Below are 17,378 nucleotides of genomic sequence, written 5' to 3'. Positions count from 1 at the left end.
GCGCTGAGAAGGAGTCCCACGATGATGCACCCGATCCGGGCGGCCGTCGCCCTGGCCGTCACCGGCCTGCCGCTCGCCGCCCTCGCCGGGCCGGCCGGCGGTGCCGCGCCCGCCGTTACTCCCGTCGCCGGCCTGCTGCCGTGGGGCGACTGGCTCTCCGGCCTGCTCCAGCCGGTGACGGCCGCCCTCGTTCCGCTCGCCGCCGCCGCCGTCACCGCCGGCATCGCCCGGGTCGCGCCCTGGGCCGCCTCGGTGCTCACCCGCGACCGGATCGAGGCCGCGATCCGCGCCGGGGCCGAGTTCGGCCAGAACGCCGTGGCCGGGGCCGCCCGGGGCCGGACCGTCAGCGCCGATCTCGGCGCCGCGGTGGTGGCCGCCGGCGCCCGGCACGTGCTCGCCACCGCCCCCGCGCACGTCGTGCGGAAGGCGGGCGGCCCCGAGGGCGTGGCCGCGCGGATCTTCCGGGCGCTGCCCCTCGATCCGCAGGCGAGCGCCGCCAACGTCCTCGCCCCAGCGCTCGCGCAGCTGCGCGGGGCGGACAAGCACCCGGCCTGAGGCCGGGCCTCGCCGCTTCGGCGGCGCGGGGGCCGTGTAACAGGGATCGTCACCATGAAGCCCCTCCGCATCGAGGCACGGCAATCCGCGCCCCCCCAGGACGCCGAGGGCGCGGGTGTCGCCCTCGGCGGGCGGCCCCGGACGATCCGCTTCCCGCCCGTCTGGCACGCGTGGTTCGCCCGGCAGTCCGAGCCGCGCCTCGCCGCCCTCGACGAGCTGGTCGACGCGCATCTCGAGCGCCGCGCGCTGCGCCGCTACCTGCGCCGGCTCAAGCACGCGACGGTGCTCGCCTTCGTCGCCGCGGCGGCGGCCGCGCACTGGTTCTCCGACCAGGTCGCGTGGCTCGCCGCGCATATCCCGGCCCTGCGGACCCTCTGGAAGCTGCTGACGGGAGGGTGAGATGCGCCTGCTCTGGGACAGGGTTCTCGACCGGGCGTGGCTCGGCCTGGCGGCCGCCGCGGCGGTGACGGTCGCCGTCCACGAGGGTGCGGCGGTCGGCCGGCTTGCCTGGACGCTGGGGTCCGGCGGCGTCGCGCAGGCCGCGCCGGCGGGGACCGGCCGGGCCGGGCCGCCGGCCCGCGCCGCGGCCTGCGGTCCCGCCCCGGCGCCGTCACCGTGAGACCGGCCGCGGCGCCTGTGGGAAGCGGCGCGCGGCGTGGAACCGGGCGCCGCCTCGGCCGTCATGTCCGCACGATGCCGCCCGCCACCGATTCGACCGCGAAGGGACTGTCCGGACCGCCGCCGACGAATGCCGGGGGCGACGCACGGCCACGTATTCAGGACGCATTCAGTGCCCTGGGCTCACATCGTCTGCCAATGCGCTACGCCATCGCCCTCGTCGCCATCAGCCTGACCGCCGCGGCCCTCGCCGCGGGCGGCCTCGGCTCCATGGCCGACGACGGGCCGGCCCCTCAGACGGGCGCGGTGTCGAGCCAGCCGCCGCTGCGGATCGAGAGCTGCCTGTCCCCCGCGGACCTGCGCGAGGAGGTCGGCGAGCGCCGGGTGATCCCGCCGGTCGCGGCGATCCGCGCGGCCCGGACGGTGATCCCCCGCGCCGAGATCCAGCGGGCGAGCCTCTGCCGTCACGCGGACGGCCTCGTCTACATGCTCACCGCCTTGCGCCGCGACGGGCATTTCGTGCACGTGATCGTCGACGCGCGCACCGGCACCGTGGCGGGACAGTATTGAGCGGGCGCGGGGACCGTTTCGGAGGGGAGTGAGCCGTGCGTCTGCTGGTCGTGGAGGATGACAAGGACATCAACCGGCAGGTCGTGGCCGCGCTGGAGGAGGCCGGCTACGTCGCCGACAAGGCCTATGACGGCGAGGAGGGCGGCTATCTCGGCGAGAGCGAGCCCTACGACGCCATCATCCTCGACATGGGCCTGCCCAAGGCCGACGGCGTCACCGTGCTGCAGAAGTGGCGCCGGGCCGGCGTGAAGACCCCGGTGATCATCCTCACGGCCCGGGACCGCTGGTCCGACAAGGTCGACGGCTTCGACGCCGGCGCCGACGACTATGTCACCAAGCCCTTCCACATGGAGGAGCTGATGGCCCGGGTGCGCGCCCTGCTGCGCCGCGCCGCCGGCCACGCCACCAGCCAGATCGCCTGCGGGCCGGTGACCCTCGACACCCGCTCCGGCAAGGTCTTCGTCGACGGCGCCCAGGTGAAGCTGACGAGCCACGAGTACCGGCTGCTCTCCTACCTGATGCACCATACCGGCCGGGTCGTGTCCCGCGCCGAACTCACCGAGCACCTCTACGACCAGGATTTCGACCGCGACTCGAACACGATCGAGGTGTTCGTGGGCCGCCTGCGCAAGAAGCTCGCGGTGGACTTGATCCAGACAGTCCGCGGCCTCGGCTACCTCGTGGACCCCAACCAGCCGCCGGCGCGGATGTGAGCGCGGCCGCGCGTTCCGGCACGCTGCCGGCCGTCTTCATGCGCGGCGGCACCAGCAAGGCGCTGATGCTGCACCGCCGGGACGTGCCGGGGGATCTCGCCGCCTGGGAGCCGGCCTTCCTCTCCGCCATGGACAGCCCCGACCCGTTCGGGCGGCAGCTCAACGGCATGGGCGGGGGCGTCTCGTCGGTCTCGAAGATCTGCGTGGTGGAGCGCTCCGCGCGGCCGGACGCCGACATCGACTACACCTTCGTGCAGGTCGTGGTCCGGGACGGCCGCATCGACCTCTCGGGCAATTGCGGCAACATGCTCGCCGCCGTGGGGCCGTTCGCGGTCGACGAGGGGCTCGTCGACGTCCCGGACGGCCCGGTGCGGCTGCGGATCTTCAACACTAACACGCGCAAGCTGATCGTGGCGGGCTTCGCGGCCGCGGGCGGCCGCAGCGTCTACCGCGGCGACCTCGCGATCCCCGGCGTCACCGGCACGGGCGCGCCGATCCAGCTCGACTTCTTGGATCCGGGCGGCGCCACGACCGGCCGGCTGCTCCCGACCGGCGCCGTCCGTCAGTGGCTCGACGTGCCGGGCCTCGGCGCGATCGAGGCCTCGCTGATCGACGCCGCCAATGCCTGCGTGTTCGTCCGCGCCGCCGATCTCGGCCTCGCCGGCACCGAGCTGCCCGCCGCCCTGGAGGCCGTGCCGGGCCTCCTCGACCGGCTGGCGCGGATCCGCCGGGCCGGCTCCGTGGCGATGGGCATCGCGCCCGATCTCGAGGCGGCGGCGCGCGTCGTCCACGTGCCCTTCGTCGGCCTCGTGGCGCCGCCGCAGGATTCCGGCAGCCTCTCCGGCGCCACGATCCGCGCCGCCGAGACCGACCTGACCGCCCGGGTCATCTCGAACGGCGTGCCGCACCAGGCGCTGCCGCTCACCGCCACCCTGTGCCTCGCGGTCGCCGCCCGGCTCGAAGGCAGCCTCGTCCACGAGGCCGCGCGCCCCACCGAAGCGGTCCTGCGGGTCGGCATGCCGTCGGGCATCCTCACCGCCGACGCCGCCGTGACCCGCGGGGCCGACGGCTGGCGGGCCGAGCGCGGCGCCTTCTTCCGCACGGCGCGCCCGCTGATGCGCGGCGCGGTGTTCTACGATGCGCCGCCGCACGTCTGAGCGACCGACGCATCCATGATCGACCTCATCGGCCTCTTCTCCCTGCGCCGCCGCTCCATCGCGGTGCGACTCGCCGTGTCGGCGTTCCTGTCGAGCTCCGCGATCCTGCTGATCGCGGCCTGGATCCTCACGACCCTCTACCGCGAGAACACCGAGCGCTCCTTCGACAGCCGGCTCCTCGTCTTCGCCAACAATCTCGCCACCGACCTCGTCTCGCCCAACGACCCCGAGAGCCGGACCTTCTCGCTCGGCGACCCGCGCTTCGACCTGCCCCTGTCCGGCTGGTACTGGCAGGTCGGCAAGCCCGACGCGAAGCCGCGCGACGTGCGCACCTCGCGCTCCCTCGTGGGCGTGCCGCTGCCGGCCGCGACCGATTCCGACGGCAAGGTCGGGGTCGGGCAGATCCGCCAGGGCTACGGCAAGGGGCAGGACGGACGCCTCCTGCGCATCATGGAGCGCGACGTCGATCTCGGCGAGGAGGGCCGCTACACGGTCCGGGTCGCGGGCCCCGCCGACGAGATCGTCAACGACGTCGACCGGTTCCGGAACTCGCTGACCATCACCTTCGGCCTGCTCGGCCTGTCGCTTGCGATCACCACGCTGCTGCAGATCCGCTTCGGCCTCGCGCCCCTCAAGAAGATGCGCGCTGCGCTCGGCGCCGTCCGCCGGGGCGAGGCCGACCGCATCACCGGCACCTATCCCCGCGACATCGCGCCGCTCACCGGCGAGGTGAACCTCCTGATCGAGACCAACCGCGAGATCCTGGAGCGCGCCCGCACCCAGGTGGGCAACCTCGCCCACGCCCTGAAGACGCCGCTCTCGATCATCGTCAACGAGGTCGGGGCCTCCGACGCCCCCGAGGAACTCGCGCAGAAGATCCGCGAGCAGGCCGCGGTGATGCGCGATCAGGTCAACTACCACCTCGACCGGGCCCGCGCCGCGGCGCTCGCCGGCACGCTCGGCACCTCCACGGAGGTCGAGCCGGCGCTCGCCGGCCTCGTGCGCACCTTCGGGAAGATCTACCGGGACAAGGACATCGCCTACGACGTCCACGTCCCGCCGGGCCTGCGCTTCCGCGGCGAGCGCCAGGATTTCGAGGAGATGGTCGGCAACCTCGTCGACAACGCGTCCAAGTGGGCCCACGGGCGGGTGGCGATCCGGGCCGAGGCGGTGAGCAAGGACGATTATCCCCACCTCGTCGTCGCCATCGAGGATGACGGTCCGGGCCTGCCGCCGGAGGCCCGGCAGGCCGTGCTCGGCCGGGGGCGCCGCCTCGACGAATCGAAGCCCGGCTCGGGACTCGGCCTGTCGATCGTGGCCGACCTCGCCGCCCTGTACCGGGGGCGCTTCACCCTGGAGCAGGCGGCGCTCGGCGGCCTGCGCGCGGTGCTGGAGGTGCCGGGGGACCTGCCGGTCGGCACGGCCGCCCACTGAGGTCGTCGGCCGCGCCCGGGCAAATCCGGGCACGTCCGGCCGCGTCCGGGTACGGGCCGGGAGGCGGCGCGCGGCCTCATGGCTCCCGCCCGGGGCCTTGTCATCGCAACAGAGTTGCGTGACACCGAGCCGCCGCCGGGAGGCGTCGTGGCATCACGCCGCCGGCTCCACAGGGCGTGGGGAGGGGCGGGCCGGTGCGGCCCGTTGGCGATAAGGTCCATGACGGCGATCTGGTTCATCCTGGCGGCCATGACCGCGGCGGCCGTGCTCGGCCTGCTCTGGCCGATGTCGCGGCGCGCCGCCGTGCCGACCGGCGAGGCCGGCGGCAGCGGGCTCGCCACCGAGACGGCGTTCTACGAGGATCAGATCGCCGAGATCGACCGCGACCTCGAGCGCGGCCTGATCGCCCCCGACGAGGCCGAGACCGCCAAGGCCGAGGCGGCGCGCCGCCTGCTCCGGTCGAGCCGCGAGGCGCAGCGCGAGGCCGAGGATTCCGGCATCGCCGAGGCCGCGCGCCCGGCCGAGCCGCGCCTGCGCCGCCGGCGCGCCGCCTCGGCCTTCGCGCTCTCCACCATCCCGCTCGTGGCGCTGATCGCCTACGGGCTCTACGGCTCGCCCGAGGTGCCGGCGCAGACCGAGGCCGACCGGCAGGCCGCCCGCGGCGGCGCCGACGAACTGATGAAGGCGGTCGGGCAGATCGAGGCGCGCCTCGCCCGGGACCCGAACGATGCGCGCGGCTGGGCCGTGCTCGCCCCGGTCTACATGCGCACCGGCCGATTCGACGACGCCGCCCGCGCCTACGGCCACCTCGCGCGGATCAAGGGCGAGACCGCCGACCTCCTAGCCGACCAGGGCGAGGCCCTCACGGCGGCCGGCGACGGCACCGTGTCGCCCGAGGCCAAGGCGCTGTTCGAGAAGGCGCAGGCCAAGGAGCCGAACGCGCCCAAGCCGCGCTTCTACCTCGCCCGCGCGGCCGAGCAGGCCGGCGACACCGGCGAGGCGATCCGCCAGCTCACCGAGCTCGAGGCCAGCAGCCCGCCGAACGCCCCGTGGCTCGGGATCGTCAAGCAGAGCCTCGCCCGCCTCAAGGGCGAGCCGCCCCCGCCCGCGACGCCCCAGGCCGCCCCCGAGATCCCGGCCGAGCAGCAGGCGGCGATTCGCGGCATGGTCGACGGGCTCGACGCCCGCCTCAAGACCGGCGGCGGCACCCCCGACGAGTGGCTGCGGCTCGTCCGGTCCCGGATGGTCCTCGGCGAGCGCGCGCAGGCGACCGACGCCCTGGCCCGCGCGCGCACGGCCCTCGCGGGCGACCCGCAGGGTCTCGCCCAGGTCGAGCAGGGCGCCCGCGCCGTGGGTCTCGGCGCCGAGGGCGCGGCGCCCGCGCCGGCCGAATCGGGCCGGGCGGGACCGGGCGTCCAGGCCGAGAAGGAGGCCGCGATGGCGGCCGTGCGCGCCATGCCGCAGGCGGAGCAGCAGGCGGCGATTCGCGGGATGGTCGAGGGACTCGACCGGCGCCTCGCCGCGCGGGGCGGCACGCCGGACGAGTGGATGCGGCTCGTGCGCTCCTACAGCGCGCTGGGCGAGCGCGACCAGGCGGTGAAGGCCCTCGACCGCGCCCGCATGGCGCTGGCCGCCAACAGCGAGGCGGTGGCGCGGCTCGACGGTCTCGCCCGTGAGCTGGAGCTTCCTGCCAAGCCGAACCCCTGACGCACCGAACCCCTGACGCACCGAACCCCTGACGCACCGAACCCCTGGCGCGCCCGTTCCCCGGCGCCACGAAATCGCGAGCCCGCCTCCGTGGAGCGGTCCGTACGACAATCGGTCCCGACGCCCGCCCTTGACCCGCGGGCGCCTGGAGCCGACACCCTCAAGACTAGAATGAGAACGGTTCCGGTCGAGGCGGGTCTCCGCGCGCCGGACCGCGGGGTGGAAGTATCGTGACGCGTAAGAAACGCCGCCTGATCCTGATCGCCGCCTGCGGCAGCGTCCTGGCGCTCGCCGTGGGGCTGATGCTGTACGCCATGAGCGGCTCGATCGTGTTCTTCCGCTCGCCCACCGACATCGCCAAGCAGGCCATCGCCCCGGGCACGCGCCTGCGGCTCGGCGGGCTGGTGAAGGACGGCTCGCTCAGGCGCGGCCCCGACCAGACGGTCGATTTCGCCGTCACCGACACGAACGAGACCGTCGAGGTCCACTACAAGGGCCTGCTGCCGGACCTGTTCCGGGAAGGGCAGGGCGTGGTCGCCGAGGGCGTGCTGGAGCCGGGCGGGCAGTTCCGCGCCGACACGGTGCTGGCCAAGCACGACGAATCCTACATGCCCCGCGAGGTGGCCGACGCGCTGAAGGCGCAGGGGCGCTGGCAGGAGGGCGGCCCGAACAAGGGCGGCCCGGCGCCGAAGCCCGCCACCGCGGCGGCGGACAGCACCCTTGGTCCCCGCAGCGAGCGGTGAGGGAACCCGCATGATCGTCGAGACCGGCCACTTCGCCCTCGCGCTCGCGCTGGCGATCTCCCTCGTTCAGGTGGTGATGCCGATCTGGGCCGCCCGCTCGGGCGATCCGGCCCTGCGCCAGACCGCCTCGCAGGCGGCGCTCGGCGCCTTCGCCTGCGTGCTCTTCGCCTTCGCGGCGCTCACCTACACGCACGTCACCTCGGACTTCTCGGTCCAGAACGTCGTCGAGAACTCGCACACGCAGAAGCCGCTGATCTACAAGATCTCCGGCGTCTGGGGGAACCACGAGGGCTCGATGCTCCTCTGGGTCTTGATCCTCACCCTGTTCGGCGCCTGCGTGGCGGCGGCCAAGAATTCGGTGCCGCCACGGCTGCGGGCCAACACCCTGGCCGTGCAGGGGCTGATCACCTTCGTGTTCGTGCTGTTCATCATCACGACCTCGAACCCGTTCACCCGGGTGATCCCGGCCCCGCTCGAAGGCAACGACCTCAACCCGCTGCTGCAGGATCCGGGTCTCGCGGTCCACCCGCCGCTCCTCTACGTCGGCTATGTCGGCTTCTCGATCAGCTTCGCCTTCGCGGTGGCCGCGCTGATCGACGGGCGGATCGACGCCGTCTGGGCGCGGGCTGTGCGGCCCTGGACCCTCGCCGCGTGGTGCTTCCTGACACTCGGGATCGCGATGGGCTCCTACTGGGCCTACTACGAGCTCGGCTGGGGCGGCTGGTGGTTCTGGGACCCGGTCGAGAACGCCTCCCTGATGCCGTGGATCGCCGGCACGGCGCTGCTGCACTCCACCGTGGTGATGGAGAAGCGCGACGCCCTGAAGGTCTGGACGGTGCTGCTCGCCATCCTGACCTTCTCGCTCTCGCTGATCGGCACCTTCCTGGTCCGCTCGGGCGTGATCACCTCGGTGCATTCCTTCGCCACCGACCCGACCCGCGGCGTCTTCATCCTGGCGATCCTGATCCTGTTCATCGGCGGCTCGCTGACGCTGTTCGCGTGGCGGGCGCCGCTGCTGCGGCAGGGGGGCTTGTTCGCGCCGATCTCCCGCGAGGGCTCGCTCGTCCTCAACAACCTGTTCCTGGTGGCGGCCTGCGCCACCGTGCTGGTCGGCACGCTCTACCCGCTGGTGCTCGAGATGCTGACGGGCGAGAAGATCACGGTCGGGCCGCCCTTCTTCAATTCCACCTTCGTGCCGCTGGCGATCCCGCTGCTGCTGATCGTGCCCATGGGCCAGGCGCTGGCCTGGAAGCGCGGCGACGTGCTCGCCGCCGCCCAGCGCCTGTTCGCCGCGCTGGCGGTCGCCCTGGTGGTCGGCTTCGCGGTGCTGGCGCTGACCTGGGGCGGGCCGGTGCTGGCGCCGGTCGGGATCGGCCTCGGCGCCTACCTGCTGATCGGGTCCGCCCTGGAGATCGTCACCCGCGCCCGCGGCTACGGGGCGAGCCGCGCCCGGTCCCTCGGACAGATCGGCCGCCGCGCCGTCGGCCTGCCGCGCTCGGCCTGGGGCACCGCCATCGCCCATGCCGGGGTCGGCGTGGTGGTGCTGGGCATCGCCGCGCAGGGCTGGGCCACCGAGGGGCTGGCGACCCTCAAGCCCGGGGAGAGCCTCGCGACGGGGCCCTACGTGGCGACCCTGGACCGGGTCGCGCCGCGCAAGGGACCGAACTACGAGGAGGCCGCCGCCTACCTGACGATCCGCACCCGCGGGGGCGACGAGGTCGGGAAGGTCGAGACCGGCAAGCGCTTCTACCCGAGCCGCAAGATGGCCGTGACGGAATCGGGGCTGCTGACCAACGGTGTCAGCCAAGTCTACGCGAGCCTCGGGGAGATCGGGCAGGACGGCGGCGTCGGCCTGCGCCTCTACTACAAGCCGCTGGTCCTGCTGATCTGGCTCGGAGCGGTGGTGATGGCGCTGGGCGGCGGCCTGTCGCTCACGGACCGGCGGATGCGCGTGGGCGTCCCCGCCAAGGCGAAGGCGCGGCCGCTCTCGGTCGCGGTGCCGGCCGAGTGATGGCGCGCCGTTCGCTCCGCCCGGCGCTGGCCGCGCTCGCCCTGCTGGCGTCACTGCCGGCCCTGGCGGTGCAGCCCGACGAGGTGCTGAAGGATCCCGCGCTGGAGCACCGCGCCCGGGAGATCTCGGCCGAACTGCGCTGCCTCGTCTGCCAGAACCAGTCGATCGACGATTCCGACGCGCCGCTCGCCAAGGACCTGCGCCTGATCGTCCGCGAGCGGCTGGAGAAGGGCGACAGCGACACGGCGGTGCTCGACTACGTCGTGGCCCGCTACGGCGAGTTCGTGCTGCTGCGCCCGGTCTTCGCGTTGCACACCCTGCTGCTGTGGCTGACCCCGGTGCTCGCGGTGCTGCTCGGCGGGCTCGGCATCTGGCGCCTCGCCCGCCGCCGCCCGCCCGCGCCGGCCCGGAACCTGTCGGCCGCCGAGCAGGCGGAGGTCGCGGCGCTGCTGCGACGGGAGTAGAATCGCCGCCGGAAGCGATTCGCCCGCCCCGTTCGGCACGAGTCTTGGATCGGGCCTCGCAGACCGCACGATCGGCGACGCGCCCGGGGCAGGACGATGACGGCCGCTACGCTCACCATCTCGAGCCGCAACTACTCCTCGTGGTCCCTGCGGGGCTGGCTGATCTGCCGGATGGCCGGGCTCGACTTCCGGACGGAGGTCCTGTCCGGAACCGACGCCACCACCCGGGCGGAGCTGCTGCACCTGTCGCCCTCGTTCCTGGTGCCCCGCCTGCGCCACGGCGACGTGGTCGTCTGGGACACGCTGGCGATCGCCGAGTATCTCGCCGAGACCTTCCCGGAGGCCGGCTTCCTGCCCGGCAACGTGGCGGAGCGCGCCCATTGCCGGTCGATCTCGGGGGAGATGCATTCCGGTTTCGTCAATCTGCGCTCGGCGCTGCCGATGAACCTGCGCGCCTTCCACCCCGATTTCCGCGTGTTCAACGGTGCCAAGGCCGATATCGAGCGCATCGTCACGATCTTCGACGATTGCCTGGACCGCTACGAGGGGCCGTACCTGTTCGGCGCGCGGCCGTGCCTCGCCGACGCGATGTTCGCCCCGGTCTGCACCCGCTTCCGCACCTACGACGTCGCGCTGCCGCCCCGCGCCGCCGCTTACCGCGACACGATCCTGCACTGGCCGCTGATGGTCGAGTGGGCGGAGGCCGCCGCCGATGAGCCGGACGAGATCGAGGAACTCGAGATGGAGTTCTGACGCGGCCGAGGCTGCCGTCTTGGAGCCCCGCCACCGTCCTTGCGAGCGGAGCGAAGCAATCCAGTCGCGCCACGCTTGCCGAGGTCGCGCTGCCCTGGATTGCTCCGCTCCGCCCGCAAGGACGGAGTGCTCTAACCGGACGTTCCGGACCCGACCTGGCGGAATGCAATTTCTTGCAGGGCACAAATTTATGTTGCGACGCACGCAACAAATCCTGACTGCCGATCGGATTTGAAAAATCGCGCTGCGGCAACAGGTTAACGAATTGGCTCCGCTCCTCGGGCCGGCGCGTTACAGCTCGACAAACGTCCTTTGTCGCCCGACCGGACAGCGCGATTGATGCCATTCGGCATTTCTGTTCCTCTTCGCATTAGAACAGGAACAGACTGGGCTGGAAACCATGGCGCGTCACGAGCCCTGGAGCGCGGAGCGCGCATCCGGGATCATCGCCGAGCACACCCATCTCGAGGGGGCCGCGCTGCCGATCCTGCACGCGCTGCAGGAAACCTTCGGCTACGTGGATTCCGGTGCCGTGCCGCTGATCGCGGACGCGCTGAACCTGTCGCGCGCCGAAGTCCACGGCTGCATCACCTTCTACCACGACTTCCGGGCGCACCCCGCCGGCCGCCACGAGGTGAAGCTGTGCCGGGCCGAGGCCTGCCAGGCCATGGGCTCGGACAAGCTGCACCGCGAGATCCTGGGCCGCCTCGGCTGCGGCTGGCACGAGACCACCGCCGACGGCAGCGCCACGGTCGAGCCGGTCTACTGCCTCGGCCTCTGCGCCAACGGCCCCGCCGCGCTGGTGGACGGTGAGCCCGTCGCGCACCTGACTGCCGACGCCCTCGAAGCTGCCCTGACGGAGGTGCGCCAGTGAGCGTCACGCTCTACGTTCCGCGCGACGCCGTCGCCCTCGGGCTCGGCGCCAACAAGGTTGCCCGCGCCCTCTTCGCCGGCGCCGAGCGCCGCGGCCTGGACGTCACCATCGTCCGCACCGGCTCCCGCGGCCTGTTCTGGCTGGAGCCGATGGTGGAGGTCGGCACCCCCGAGGGGCGCGTCGCCTACGGGCCGGTGACGGTCGAGGACGTCGATGCCCTGCTGGATGCCGGCCTGACCACGGGCGGCGACCACGCCCTGCGCCTCGGCGATCCGGAGAAGATCCCCTACCTCGCCCGGCAGCAGCGCCTGACCTTCCACCGCTGCGGCGTGGTCGACCCGGTCTCCGTGGACGATTACCGGGCCCATGGCGGCTACCGCGGCCTCGAGGCCGCCCTGAAGCTCGATGCCGAAGGCATCGTGGCGGCGGTGCGCGATTCCGGCCTGCGCGGCCGGGGCGGTGCCGGCTTCCCGGCCGGCATCAAGTGGAACACCGTGATGCTCGCCAAGGCGGACCAGAAATACGTGGTCTGCAACGCCGACGAGGGCGATTCCGGCACCTTCGCCGACCGGATGATGATGGAGGGCGACCCCTTCAACCTCATCGAGGGCATGACCATCGCGGGCGTCGCGACCGGCGCCACCCGCGGCTACATCTACCTGCGCTCCGAGTACCCGCAGGCCTTCGCCACCCTCAAGGAGGCGATCGCCAACGGCATCCAGGCCGGTGTGCTCGGCGACAACATCCTCGGTTCGGGCAAGACCTTCCACCTGGAAGTGCGCCTCGGCGCCGGCGCCTACATCTGCGGCGAGGAGACCTCGCTGCTGGAGAGCCTGGAGGGCAAGCGCGGCATCGTGCGGGCGAAGCCTCCGATCCCGGCGCTCAAGGGCTTCCTCGGCAAGCCGACGCTGGTCAACAACGTCATGACCTTCACGGCCGTGCCGTGGATCCTGGAGAACGGCGCCAGGGCCTACGCCGATTACGGCATGGGGCGGTCGCTCGGCACCCTGCCGATCCAGCTTGCCGGCAACGTCAAGCACGGCGGCCTGATCGAGATGGCCTTCGGCATCACTCTCCGGCAGGTGATCGAGGATTTCGGCGGCGGCACCCGTTCGGGCCGGCCGGTCCGGGCCGTGCAGGTCGGCGGGCCGCTCGGGGCCTACTTCCCCGACCATCTCCTCGACACGCCCCTCGACTACGAGGCGATGGCGGCCAAGAAGGGCCTCGTCGGCCACGGCGGCATCGTGGTGTTCGACGACACCGTCGACATGGCCTCCCAGGCTCGCTTCGCCTTCGAGTTCTGCGCCACCGAGTCGTGCGGCAAGTGCACCCCCTGCCGCATCGGCGCGACCCGCGGCGTCGAGACCATGGACAAGGTGATCGCCGGCATCCGGCCGGACGCGAATCTCAAGCTGGTCGAGGACCTCTGCGAGGTCATGACCGACGGGTCGCTCTGCGCCATGGGCGGGCTGACGCCCATGCCGGTGATGAGCGCGATCACCCATTTCCCCGAGGATTTCAGGCGCGCCGGCGATCTGCCGGCCGCGGCCGAGTGAGGAGACGTCGATGGGCCTGATCAAGGAGATCGACTACGGCACGCCGATCCGCGTCAGCGAGCAGACGGTGACGCTGACGATCGACGGCATGTCGGTGACGGTGCCGGCCGGCACCTCGGTGATGGCGGCGGCGATGCAGGCCGGCACCCAGATCCCGAAGCTCTGCGCCACAGACTCGCTGGAGCCGTTCGGCTCCTGCCGCCTCTGTCTCGTGGAGATCGAGGGCCGGCGCGGCACCCCGGCCTCCTGCACGACCCCGGCCGAGAACGGCATGGTGGTGCACACGCAGAACGAGAAGCTCGCCAAGCTCCGCAAGGGCGTGATGGAGCTCTACATCTCCGACCACCCCCTCGACTGCCTGACCTGCGCGGCGAACGGCGACTGCGAGCTGCAGACCCAGGCGGGCGTCGTCGGCCTGCGCGACGTGCGCTACGGCTACGAGGGCGACAACCACGTCCGGCCGAGCTCCGAGAAGTACCTGCCGAAGGACGAGTCGAACCCGTACTTCACCTACGACCCGTCGAAGTGCATCGTCTGCAACCGCTGCGTCCGGGCGTGCGAAGAGGTGCAGGGCACCTTCGCGCTGACCATCGCGGGCCGCGGCTTCGACAGCCGCGTGGCCGCCGGCCCGACCAATTTCTTCGAGTCCGAGTGCGTTTCCTGCGGCGCCTGCGTCCAGGCCTGCCCGACCGCGACGCTCCAGGAAAAGTCGATCCACGAGTTCGGCCAGCCCGAGCACGCGGAGGTCACGACCTGCGCGTATTGCGGCGTCGGCTGCTCGTTCAAGGCCGAGATGCAGGGCGAGCGCGTCGTCCGCATGGTCCCCTACAAGGGCGGCAAGGCCAACGAGGGCCATAGCTGCGTGAAGGGCCGCTTCGCCTACGGCTACGCCACCCACAAGGACCGCATCACCAAGCCGATGATCCGCGAGAAGATCACGGATCCGTGGCGCGAAGTGTCCTGGGAGGAAGCGATCGACCGGGCGGCGAGCGAGTTCAAGCGCATCCAGGCGAAATACGGAAAAGATTCGGTCGGCGGCATCACCTCGTCGCGCTGCACCAACGAGGAAGCTTACCTCGTCCAGAAGCTGGTGCGCGCCGCCTTCGGCAACAACAACGTCGATACCTGCGCCCGCGTCTGCCACTCGCCGACCGGCTACGGCCTGATGTCGACGCTCGGCACCTCGGCCGGCACCCAGGACTTCAAGTCGGTCGAGAAGTCCGACGTGATCTTGGTGATCGGCGCCAACCCGACCGACGGCCACCCGGTCTTCGGCTCGCGCATGAAGAAGCGGCTGCGCGAGGGCGCCAAGCTGATCGTCGCCGATCCGCGCAAGATCGACCTCGTGAAGTCGCCCCACATCAAGGCGGACTTCCACCTGCCGCTGAAGCCCGGCTCCAACGTCGCCTTCATCAACTCGCTGGCGCACGTGATCGTCACCGAGGGGCTGATCGACGAGGCCTATGTCCGCGAGCGCTGCGACCTCGCCGAGTTCGAGTCCTGGGCCCGGTTCATCGCCGACGAGCGCCACTCCCCGGAGAACCAGCAGTCCTTCACCGGCCTCGACCCCGAGCAGGTCCGCGGGGCGGCCCGGCTCTACGCCAAGGGCGGCGCGGCCGGCATCTACTACGGGCTGGGCGTCACCGAGCACAGCCAGGGCTCGACGATGGTCATGGGCATGGCCAACATCGCCATGGCCACCGGCAACATCGGCAAGCTCGGCGCCGGCGTGAACCCGCTGCGCGGCCAGAACAACGTGCAGGGCTCCTGCGACATGGGCTCGTTCCCGCACGAGCTGACGGGCTACCGCCACGTCTCGGACGACGCCACCCGCGAGAGCTTCGAGGCCCTCTGGGGCGCCAAGCTCGACAACGCGCCGGGCCTGCGCATCACCAACATGCTGGACGAGGCCGTCGAAGGCACGTTCAAGGGCATGTACATCCAGGGTGAGGACATCGCCCAGTCGGATCCCGACACGCACCACGTGACCTCGGGCCTGATGGCGATGGAGTGCATCGTCGTCCAGGACCTGTTCCTGAACGAGACCGCCAAGTACGCCCACGTCTTCCTGCCGGGCGCCTCGTTCCTCGAGAAGGACGGGACCTTCACCAACGCCGAGCGCCGCATCTCGCGGGTCCGCAAGGTCATGGCCCCGATGGGCGGCTACGGCGACTGGGAGGGCACGGTGCTGCTCTCCAACGCGCTGGGCTACCCCATGAACTACAATCACCCGTCCGAGATCATGGACGAGATCGCCTCGCTCACCCCGAGCTTCACCGGCGTGTCCTACGCCAAGCTCGACGAGCTCGGCTCGGTGCAGTGGCCCTGCAACGAGAAGGCGCCGCTCGGCACGCCGATGATGCACGTGGACCGGTTCGTCCGCGGCAAGGGCCGGTTCATGATCACCGAGTTCGTGGCCACCGAGGAGCGGACGGGGGCGAAGTTCCCGCTGATCCTGACCACGGGCCGGATCCTGTCCCAGTACAATGTCGGCGCGCAGACCCGGCGCACCGAGAACTCGCGCTGGCACGAGGAGGACGTGCTGGAGATCCACCCGTTCGACGCGGAGCTGCGCGGCATCGTCGACGGCGACCTCGTCGCCCTGGAGAGCCGCTCGGGCGACATCGCGCTGAAGGCCAAGATCTCGGAGCGGATGCAGCCCGGCGTGGTCTACACGACCTTCCACCACGCCAAGACCGGCGCCAACGTCATCACCACCGACTACTCGGACTGGGCGACCAACTGCCCCGAGTACAAGGTGACGGCGGTGCAGGTCCGGCGGACCAACCGGCCCTCCGACTGGCAGGCGAAGTTCTACGAGGAGGACTTCTCCCTGACCCGGATCGCTCAGACCCTCGACGCGGCAGAGTAAGAGTTTCCGATGAGCGCCGTGACGCAGGCGGACAAGCTCGTCCGCATGGCCAACCAGATCGCCACCTTCTTCCGGTCCTACCCGGAGGAGGAGGCGGTCGCCGGGATCCAGAAGCACATCAAGGCGTTCTGGACGCCCAAGATGATCGCGCATCTCGAGGCCGCCCTGCCGGAGCAGGGCGACCGGGTCGACGGCTACGTGCGGCGGGCGCTGCAGGGCGAGGAACCGGCGGCCGACAGCCCGGTGCGACCCGCGACCCGGGATCCGCAACTCGCGGGCGCGGGCGCCAGCGACGCGGGCTGAGCCGCCCGAGGCCGGGCGGGACCCACAGCCCGCGCCACGCCTGGCCGGCACGCAGTCACGCGAAGCACCCCTGTCCCGACTGGGAGCGGGGGTGCTTCGCGTTCGATGCGGTTTCCGGGTCACCGACCGGTTCCGCCGTCCTCGCGAGCGGAGCGAAGCAATCCAGCAGCGCCCCGCTCTGCACGATGGCGCGACCCTGGGTCACTTCGCTGCGCTCGTGACGACGGAGCGCGCCGTCTGAACCGGAAACCGCCTGAGTCGATGTGGAAAGGCGGTGAGCGGCGGCACCGCGGGACAGTCGGGTGCCCGGCCGTCTCCCGCCCGGCGGACCCGGCGACGCCGGCCGCCGGGCCCCGAGACGTCAGTTCTTCAGGGCGACGGTGAAGTCGGCCTCGGTCTTGCCGCGGATCTCGTCCTCGGTGACGCCGTCGGCGAGCTCGATGAGTCTCATGCCGCCGTCGCCCTTCTTGTCGATCTCGAACACGCCGAGATCGGTGATCACCAGGTCGACCACCTGCGTGCCGGTGAGCGGCAGGTCGCAGGCCTTGAGCAGCTTCGGGCTCTCGGTGCCGTCCTTGTTCTTGGCGACGTGCTCCATCACCACGACCACGCGCTTCACGCCGGCCACGAGGTCCATGGCGCCGCCCATCCCCTTCACCATCTTGCCGGGAATCATCCAGTTGGCGAGGTCGCCGTTGCCGGCCACCTGCATGGCGCCGAGGATCGACAGGTTGATGTGCCCGCCGCGGATCATCCCGAAGGAATCCGCCGAGGAGAAGTAGCTCGTCGTCGGCAGAGCGGTGATCGTCTGCTTGCCGGCGTTGATCAGGTCCGGGTCCTCCTCACCCTCGTAGGGGAAGGGGCCCATGCCCAGCATGCCGTTCTCCGACTGGAGCTGCACCGACATGCCCTCGGGGATGTAGTTCGACACCAGCGTCGGGATGCCGATCCCGAGATTCACGTAGAAGCCGTCCTCCAGCTCCTTGGCGGCGCGCGCCGCCATCTGCTCGCGGGTCCAGGCCATCGTTCTCGCTCCCTTCCCGTCCGA

General features: G+C 71.7%; 17 protein-coding genes. 16 read left to right on the top strand and 1 reads right to left on the bottom strand.

Features of this window, described 5'->3' with window-relative positions; all coding sequences use genetic code 11:
* Window positions 1-21: 21 nt before the first annotated feature.
* The 16 genes from ABIC30_RS00870 (at window position 22) to ABIC30_RS00795 (ending at window position 16,330) form a co-directional block, all read left to right on the top strand.
* On the top strand, window positions 22-555 hold the full coding sequence (locus tag ABIC30_RS00870; RefSeq protein WP_049961863.1) for a hypothetical protein: 534 nt from the start codon (window positions 22-24) through the stop codon (window positions 553-555).
* Between the two features lie 54 nt (window positions 556-609).
* Window positions 610-954 (top strand): hypothetical protein, encoded by a 345-nt coding sequence (locus ABIC30_RS00865; RefSeq protein WP_020090903.1) that lies wholly within the window; start codon window positions 610-612, stop codon window positions 952-954.
* 1 nt (window position 955) lies between these two features.
* Complete coding sequence (locus ABIC30_RS00860) at window positions 956-1,174, top strand: hypothetical protein (RefSeq protein ID WP_020090902.1); 219 nt, start codon at window positions 956-958, stop codon at window positions 1,172-1,174.
* Window positions 1,175-1,371: 197 nt separating this feature from the next.
* A complete protein-coding gene (locus ABIC30_RS00855) occupies window positions 1,372-1,743 on the top strand; it encodes a PepSY domain-containing protein (protein ID WP_020090901.1) in 372 nt (123 codons plus the stop codon).
* Window positions 1,744-1,778: 35 nt separating this feature from the next.
* Entirely contained in the window at window positions 1,779-2,456 is a 678-nt protein-coding gene (locus ABIC30_RS00850; RefSeq protein ID WP_012321897.1) for a response regulator transcription factor, read from the top strand.
* Window positions 2,453-3,613, top strand: a complete 1,161-nt coding sequence (locus tag ABIC30_RS00845; protein WP_354453649.1) for a 2-methylaconitate cis-trans isomerase PrpF family protein — start codon at window positions 2,453-2,455, stop codon at window positions 3,611-3,613. Before ABIC30_RS00850 ends, ABIC30_RS00845 begins: the two co-directional genes overlap by 4 nt.
* A 15-nt stretch (window positions 3,614-3,628) precedes the next feature.
* Window positions 3,629-5,047 (top strand): ATP-binding protein, encoded by a 1,419-nt coding sequence (locus ABIC30_RS00840; protein WP_020090899.1) that lies wholly within the window; start codon window positions 3,629-3,631, stop codon window positions 5,045-5,047.
* A 219-nt stretch (window positions 5,048-5,266) separates the two neighbouring features.
* Window positions 5,267-6,754, top strand: a complete 1,488-nt coding sequence (gene ccmI, locus ABIC30_RS00835; protein ID WP_234081931.1) for a c-type cytochrome biogenesis protein CcmI — start codon at window positions 5,267-5,269, stop codon at window positions 6,752-6,754.
* A 230-nt stretch (window positions 6,755-6,984) separates the two neighbouring features.
* A complete protein-coding gene (ccmE, locus tag ABIC30_RS00830; RefSeq protein ID WP_020090897.1) occupies window positions 6,985-7,497 on the top strand; it encodes a cytochrome c maturation protein CcmE in 513 nt (170 codons plus the stop codon).
* Window positions 7,498-7,507: 10 nt separating this feature from the next.
* Window positions 7,508-9,508, top strand: coding sequence for a heme lyase CcmF/NrfE family subunit (locus ABIC30_RS00825; protein ID WP_354453646.1), 2,001 nt, complete (start codon window positions 7,508-7,510; stop codon window positions 9,506-9,508).
* A complete protein-coding gene (locus tag ABIC30_RS00820) occupies window positions 9,508-9,972 on the top strand; it encodes a cytochrome c-type biogenesis protein (protein WP_020090895.1) in 465 nt (154 codons plus the stop codon). Before ABIC30_RS00825 ends, ABIC30_RS00820 begins: the two co-directional genes overlap by 1 nt.
* Before the next feature lie 96 nt (window positions 9,973-10,068).
* Entirely contained in the window at window positions 10,069-10,725 is a 657-nt protein-coding gene (locus ABIC30_RS00815) for a glutathione S-transferase family protein (RefSeq protein ID WP_020090894.1), read from the top strand.
* 400 nt (window positions 10,726-11,125) lie between these two features.
* Window positions 11,126-11,599, top strand: a complete 474-nt coding sequence (locus ABIC30_RS00810) for a formate dehydrogenase subunit gamma (protein ID WP_354453643.1) — start codon at window positions 11,126-11,128, stop codon at window positions 11,597-11,599.
* Window positions 11,596-13,155 (top strand): formate dehydrogenase beta subunit, encoded by a 1,560-nt coding sequence (locus ABIC30_RS00805; protein WP_354453641.1) that lies wholly within the window; start codon window positions 11,596-11,598, stop codon window positions 13,153-13,155. The genes ABIC30_RS00810 and ABIC30_RS00805 overlap by 4 nt, the downstream gene beginning before the upstream one ends.
* 10 nt (window positions 13,156-13,165) lie before the next feature.
* Window positions 13,166-16,027, top strand: a complete 2,862-nt coding sequence (fdhF, locus tag ABIC30_RS00800; protein WP_234081939.1) for a formate dehydrogenase subunit alpha — start codon at window positions 13,166-13,168, stop codon at window positions 16,025-16,027.
* Between the two features lie 9 nt (window positions 16,028-16,036).
* Window positions 16,037-16,330, top strand: coding sequence for a formate dehydrogenase subunit delta (locus ABIC30_RS00795; RefSeq protein WP_020090890.1), 294 nt, complete (start codon window positions 16,037-16,039; stop codon window positions 16,328-16,330).
* Window positions 16,331-16,691: 361 nt separating this feature from the next.
* Here ABIC30_RS00795 and ABIC30_RS00790 read toward each other — a convergent pair whose 3' ends face one another.
* A complete protein-coding gene (locus ABIC30_RS00790) occupies window positions 16,692-17,354 on the bottom strand; it encodes a 3-oxoacid CoA-transferase subunit B (RefSeq protein ID WP_042671934.1) in 663 nt (220 codons plus the stop codon).
* Window positions 17,355-17,378: the final 24 nt, after the last annotated feature.

This window comes from Methylobacterium sp. 1030 (assembly GCF_040544715.1).
Taxonomy (GTDB): Bacteria; Pseudomonadota; Alphaproteobacteria; order Rhizobiales; family Beijerinckiaceae; genus Methylobacterium.
Note: the sequence above shows the minus strand (reverse complement) of the source record. Positions and strands in the feature narration are given on the sequence as shown.